The sequence below is a fragment of the Promicromonospora sp. NPDC057488 genome (assembly GCF_042802395.1).
In the GTDB taxonomy this organism is placed as follows: Bacteria; Actinomycetota; Actinomycetes; order Actinomycetales; family Cellulomonadaceae; genus Promicromonospora.
This window is the reverse complement of record NZ_JBHVEG010000341.1, coordinates 1-1,269: the sequence shown is the minus strand read 5'-3', so window position 1 is coordinate 1,269 and position 1,269 is coordinate 1. Positions and strand designations below refer to the sequence as shown.

Here is a 1,269-nt window from a genome sequence, read left to right as displayed (position 1 = left end):
GCATCGAGGTCGGCACAGGCCTCTGCCGACCTCGAAGCAGACTGCCGACTTTGCGCGGCAAACTGCCGACCCGGTTGATGTCTGCCTCAGGCGGGTGGCAGGAGCACGTTGGTGCGCGACCGTTTCACCACCTCGGGCGGCAGGTGTGCCGTGATCCTGGCGAGCATCGCGCGGGTGTCGGTCCGGTCCGCCGCACTGCTCCGCTCCAGGGTGACGCCGGCCCGACGGATGGCGTCGGCCCGGTACTTGACCAGGCCGTCGAACTCGATGCCCAGGCCCCACTGCTCGTACCCGAGATCTGTGTGGAAGAGCCCGCGGTCGGTCTGGACCGGCATCTGTGTGCTGGGACGGGGGAGGCCGGCCCGCAGGACCTCGTAGCGTACCCATGTCTCCCAGGCTGACCCCGAGCCGCCGTCCGCGAGCTCGATGACCAGCCGGGCCCGCTGGATCCCGCGCTGGCCGGCCCGGGTGCCGATCATCTCGAGCAGGACCTGGTGCTCCGCACCGAGCGCTAGGGCGGAGTCGGCGATCACCAGCGCCTCCAGGGGGTGCAACGTCAGGGCACAGTCGATGACGGTGCGCTCGAGCGACGTGACCGTGAGGTCCTCCACCGTCGCGAGATCTGTGGGCGGGACCTTGCCCCGGTGCCGGATGACGTCCTTGGCGGACCGGCCCGAGGCACGGGAGCGCTGGTAGAGGTGCGTCGTGTCGGGCACCGTCCAGACCCGGCAACCGAGCAGCAGAGCGGCGGTCGTGTGGCTGAACACGTGGTCCGAGCGCAGCTGGGAGTGCAGGGCGCGAGCTCGGGCCAGCTCCTTCAGCCGTTTCTCGCGCGGCGCCGAGGAGGGACCGTCGACCTGGACGGCCTGCGCCTCGCAGTAGGCGCCGCGGCGCACCTTGACGAGCGTGCCCCGGCGCTGAGCCTCAGCCAGCTTGTTCCGGTCGCGCTCGCTCGCGAGCAGGACCGCGGGGATGTCGACGACGGGGACGGTCGAGGTTGTGGTCATGGGACGAGCGTGCGTCAGCCGAGCGGGGTGCGTTCCCTCCGGCGCCAGGAACTGTGCACAGTTCCGACATCGGACCGCATGTGGTCGCGCTCGAACCCGTGCGACATCGTGCGGAGGGTCTGTCGTCGGCGACACCTTCTTGACGTCGGCGCATCCCCACGGCGTCGGCGCGCTCCATCGGCGTCGGCACGATCCTGTGAGGTCGGCAGCTTCCTGTGACGTCGGCAGTCTGCATCGAGGTCGGCACAGGCCTGTGCCGACC

General features: G+C 70.4%; 1 protein-coding gene. It reads right to left on the bottom strand.

From position 1 onward, the window contains the following. Positions 1–86: 86 nt before the first annotated feature. Positions 87–1,007: a hypothetical protein gene (locus ACFU5G_RS29885; RefSeq protein WP_377252785.1), complete on the bottom strand. Its 921-nt coding sequence runs from the start codon at positions 1,005–1,007 to the stop codon at positions 87–89. Between the last annotated feature and the right edge of the window lie 262 nt (positions 1,008–1,269).

What these genes read in the sequence shown, in the direction of transcription:
- ACFU5G_RS29885 (WP_377252785.1), bottom strand. Translation starts at nt 1,007, where the DNA reads ATGACCACAACCTCGACCGTCCCCGTCGTCGACATCCCCGCGGTCCTG.